The following is a 4,602-nucleotide window of genomic DNA, read 5'->3' on the forward strand; positions in this document are numbered from 1 at the left end:
GGTCCCCACATTCAGTTTGCGCCCGACGCTGCCTCGATGCCACTCCACACTAGACTCGCTTATACCGAGATCGGCGGCAATCTGCTTATTCATCCGTCCCGCAGCGACCAGCCAGGTCACATCCAATTCGCGTTCGGTCAGACACGAGAAACGCCGTCGCAAGTCATTAATGGCTTGCTGCTGGCGTCGCCTCGCGCGATCCCGTTCGAGAGCTGCGGAAACGGCGTCTAGCAGATCCTGATCCCGGAATGGTTTGGTGAGAAAGTCGACCGCTCCTGATTTCATAGCGCGGACGGTCATCTGTATATCCGCATGGGCGGTAAGGAAGACGATCGGAGTCTTAACTCCCGACCGGGCGAGATGCTCTTGGAACTCAAGTCCGCTGAGCCCCGGAAGCCGGACGTCCAGGACGATGCAACTTGGGTTGTCAGGCGACCTGTTCCGCTGAAGAAAATCACTGACCGAACCGAATGCTTGTGAGGAGAGATCGATGGATTTCAGAAGATCTTGAAGAGCTTGGCGAACCATAATGTCGGCATCAATTATAGATACGCTGGAGTCCCTACCGGCAAACTCGCTTCGGGACGTTTGACGACGAGAGGTGCCGTCGCCCGATAAAGCTAGGAATGCACCCGACGTCACGGTGTCAAGAAGCTCTTTTGCCGTATTTTCCATTGGTTCGACCTTAATCTTTAATTTCTCTTCGAGTTCTACTCAGAAAACGCGTGAAAGAGGTGGCACAATGATCAAAGATTGGCAGCATTGCGTTGGGAAACGGTGCGCCTGTCTGGTTTCTGGTCATAAACCTGTGTGTAATGAAGACCGTGATTCAGCACCATTAAACATTTCCATTAGACCTACGTTGACCGATCAGACGTCCGCATCCAGTTCGCCGCACTTCCCATGCGATTGTGCAGTGCCCCTCTCCACCCAAGGGAAGTTCACACTCAGAGCCGAGAACAGTTTGCTGATCAAGTGATCAAGGCGAGAGCAAGGGGAGCGTTGTTCACTCCGAATTTTAACTCTCGCTCCGGTGCAGTGCCGGAGCGAGATTATCTCGATCTGCGCGAAGCACGGAAGTTGCGGCGCAGGGTCATTCTTTCCGTGCCGCTGGGACTTGGTCGGACTCTCCACATGCGTTCGACACTATTTGCAAGAGGCAGTTCGATGGAGAACGTCGATCCGACATTTTGGATTGATCTCACCGCGACTTGATGGCGAAGCAGATCCGCAGTCTGGCGGACGATCATAAGGCCAAGACCCATTCCGTCCCACTCAGCGGAATCACCGCGCTCGAATGCGTCGAAGATGCGTTCGAGGCGTGCTGCGGGGATGCCGGCGCCGTCGTCCTGCACGTCGATGCACGCTCTGTGGCGCCTGGTCCGACACACCAGTCGGACATGGCCACGCGGACCGCTATACTTAATCGCATTGCCGACCAAATTGCGCAGGATCGTGTGGAGCATTTCAGGATCCGTTTCGACGATGCTGTCGGATGAGATTATCCGAAGCTCGACGCCGCAAGCCTCTGCATAGAAGCGCCAGTCGCTTTCGACCCGCTCCAGTACTTGAGCAAGGAGGACATTCTGGCGGCGCGGTTGCAACGTCTCGTCCTTCTGCGACAAGCGAGCGATGTCATCGAGTTCGCTACCGAGGCGCTTCATGGCATCAAGTGCGATGCGGAGACGATCTGCAATAAGGGCCGGCATACCAGCTTCTGCCGCGTAGGCGAGCGACATCATCGCGACATGCAGCGGTTGCTTCAAATCGTGGCCCGCTACCGCCATCATCCTCGCCATTGCGGCACGCGATGCTAATGCGCGCTCCACTGCTTCTGCACTCGCTTGCTCTGTCGTCATCTTCATTCCCGATCTTCGCCGTTATGCTCGACGCCACGCTACGGCGAAGGTCGATCGTGAATAATCCCACGTAGCGGCAGTCGCGGTCGCCTACACGGGCGAGCGACCGTACTTATGTACGGAAGAACGATCCCTTGCGCCGATATCTGAAGTGCCAACCGCCGCTTAGCTTCACACAATCTGGGGGACCCAGTACGGCAAGCCTACCGTTTTGTTGAAGCAAAGGAATCAAATATGACCATGCCTTCGTTCCGATACCAACTCGAAAAGTCCATCCCACGTGTCGGCAACGGCGGCATCACGCGGGGCGCGTCGATACACCAGTTTCCCGCCAGCATCGGTATCGCCGGCGTGTCGATGCGTCTCGATCCTGGCGCCATGCGCGAACTGCATTGGCATGCCAACGCCGCGGAATGGGCGTATGTGATTTCTGGCAACTGCCGCACAACGGTTCTTAATCCAAACGGGGGAGCGGCGACCGATACGTTCGGCCCGGGTGATGTTTGGTATTTCCCGCGCGGATGGGGTCATTCTATCCAGGGCCTCGGACCCGGCGAATGCCATTTCATTCTCATCTTCGACAATGGCGATTTCTCAGAGGATCATACCTTCAGCATCACCGACTGGCTGTCTTGTACGCCAGCGGAGGTCGTACGACAAAATCTGGGCCTTTCCGCTGAGTGCCTGTCAATGCTGCCGCACGGAGAGGCCTATTTCGCAACCGGCCCGGCGCCCGATGACCGGTCCCGGGATGCCGAGCCGCGGCCGGTTCCGGAACTGACAACATTCCATCGCTACCCGCTTTATGCTCAGCAACCGCGACGGGTGCCGGGCGGGGGAACGCAAAGAACCGTGTCGGTAGACGAGTTTCCGATCTCTACCACGATGGCCGGTTCGTTGTTGGAAATCGAGCCTGGGGCGATGCGCGAACTGCATTGGCACCCCAATGCCGACGAGTGGCAATACTACATCGAAGGCGCTGCAGAGATGGCGGTGTTCCTTGCCGAGGGACAGGTTGTCATTGAGCAGTTCGAGGCAGGGGACATCGGTTATGCGCCAATGGGTTCCGGCCACTATATCCGCAACACGGGGCCAGGAGTCCTGCGGGTCCTCGTCGGGTTCAATAACGGTCACTACGAGGCGAACGACCTCTCCGCCTGGCTAGCGGCCAATCCGGTCGACGTGCTGGCGGCGAATCTAAGCTTGCCGAGGGTGGCGGTGGCCGGTCTGAGGGCCAGACCGGGTTTTCTGGCGCCCGGCGCCCCGTGACGGACGCGGCTGAAACCGACCGCGTCACCCATCGCCGTCTCCCCGACTACTCTCCTCCTGGCGCGTAGGCTCGTTCTCGGTCGAGTGGTGGGCGAGAACGGAGCGGGGCTGAACACTGTGTTTCATCCAGAAGGAAAGCACAAATGAACACACCGGTTTGGCTCATCACCGGCGGATCGAGCGGGCTGGGCGCGTCTATTGCGCACGCGGCTCTGCGAGCCGGACATCGCGTGGCTGTCACGGCGCGGGACAGCTCTCGCCTGGACGCGCTGGCCGCGGATTATCCAGGCGCGGTACTGCCCCTATCGATGGATTTGACTAGCACCACCGAAATAGAGGCGGCCGTTGCGGCGGCCGAGGGATGGCATGGCCATATCAACGTACTCGTGAACAATGCGGCGGTCGGCTACCTCGCCCTAATAGAGGAAGGGCAAGACGAGAAAGTTCGTAAGCTATTCGAAACCAATGTGTTTGGCGCGGTCGCGGCCATACGGGCTGCCCTGCCTGGCATGCGCGCACGCGGAAGCGGGACGATCATCAATATCTCCTCGACCAACGGCATCGTCGCCATGCCGTCCCTCGGCTACTATAGCGCGTCGAAATTCGCTCTCGAAGCGCTCACTGAAGCGCTGACGCAAGAAGTCGCGCCGCTTGGCATACGCGTGATGTCGGTCCAGCCGGGGGGCATGCCGACGGGCATAGTCTCGCGCAATCTCCGGAGCCCGAGGATCGAGGGCTACGATGCCCCGGCGCATGCCATCATGGATCTTCTGGAAAACGACAGAGATGGCGCCCTTGCGCCGAGCGACCCCCATCGGATTGCACAGATACTTGTCGGTCTGGTGATGGCTAAAACCATGCCTCGGCAACTTATACTTGGCCCCGACAGTTGGGAGGCCATTACGTCAAAACTGATCGCGCAGCGTATGGAGTTCGACGCGTGGAAGGATATCGCCTACAGCACGGTCGCACTGTGAACGTTCCACGAGTTCGTCCGGGGATCGGTCAAACTGTCCGGAGAAGCTTCCGACCAATTAGCGCGGACGATACAGAGGTGGGAGCTAGCTCCGTCTCGAGCGAGGCCGCTGGTGTGTCGATCGAGAGGCGAAGGCGATCAGCTAGGATGGTCGCTTTGCCGGGCGTCTAGCCTCAATCTTCGTTCTCACGAGTGAGTCCTGACGTCCTGCCGCAACTCGGACGGCCCTGCGGCGTTCGCGTTGTGCTTGCTGGTGTAGGGTCACGCGTGGACGGCACGTACGCCATGTTCGGCTAGTGCGGCTGCGTTGCAGCCGTGTCAAACGGTTCGGTTCGCCGGAATCAAACCGAGATCTGCCAGGAGACTGGCAGATCTCGTCGGATCTATGGGTCTGTCTTTGCGGGTAGCAGGTCAGGCGGCGACGGATCGGCTGCTGATGCGACGCTTTTGTCTTGAACGCAGGGATAGCCCAAGACCAATGAAACCGCCGCCCTGGAA

At 58.8% G+C, this 4,602-nt stretch carries 4 protein-coding genes; 2 read left to right on the plus strand and 2 right to left on the minus strand.

Translation table 11 applies throughout. The annotated features are described in order from the left end of the window. Positions 1–675: response regulator (locus tag EN906_RS23900; RefSeq protein ID WP_164777313.1), on the minus strand; the 675-nt coding region annotated here is incomplete at its 3' end. Positions 676–1,052: 377 nt separating this feature from the next. Further along, on the minus strand, positions 1,053–1,865 hold the full coding sequence (locus tag EN906_RS23905; protein WP_127266654.1) for a HAMP domain-containing sensor histidine kinase: 813 nt from the start codon (positions 1,863–1,865) through the stop codon (positions 1,053–1,055). Positions 1,866–2,093: 228 nt separating this feature from the next. Between EN906_RS23905 and EN906_RS23910 the strand changes: the two genes are divergently transcribed. After that, positions 2,094–3,128 (plus strand): cupin domain-containing protein, encoded by a 1,035-nt coding sequence (locus tag EN906_RS23910; RefSeq protein ID WP_206517119.1) that lies wholly within the window; start codon positions 2,094–2,096, stop codon positions 3,126–3,128. A 143-nt stretch (positions 3,129–3,271) separates the two neighbouring features. After that, entirely contained in the window at positions 3,272–4,105 is an 834-nt protein-coding gene (locus EN906_RS23915; RefSeq protein ID WP_127266655.1) for an SDR family NAD(P)-dependent oxidoreductase, read from the plus strand. The last annotated feature ends 497 nt before the right edge of the window (positions 4,106–4,602 follow it).

It is taken from the genome of Mesorhizobium sp. M7A.F.Ca.CA.004.06.1.1 (genome assembly GCF_003999135.1).
Classification (GTDB): Bacteria; Pseudomonadota; Alphaproteobacteria; order Rhizobiales; family Rhizobiaceae; genus Mesorhizobium.

What these genes read in the sequence shown, in the direction of transcription:
- EN906_RS23905 (WP_127266654.1), bottom strand. Translation starts at nt 1,865, where the DNA reads ATGAAGATGACGACAGAGCAAGCGAGTGCAGAAGCAGTGGAGCGCGCA.
- EN906_RS23910 (WP_206517119.1), top strand. Translation starts at nt 2,094, where the DNA reads ATGACCATGCCTTCGTTCCGATACCAACTCGAAAAGTCCATCCCACGT.
- EN906_RS23915 (WP_127266655.1), top strand. Translation starts at nt 3,272, where the DNA reads ATGAACACACCGGTTTGGCTCATCACCGGCGGATCGAGCGGGCTGGGC.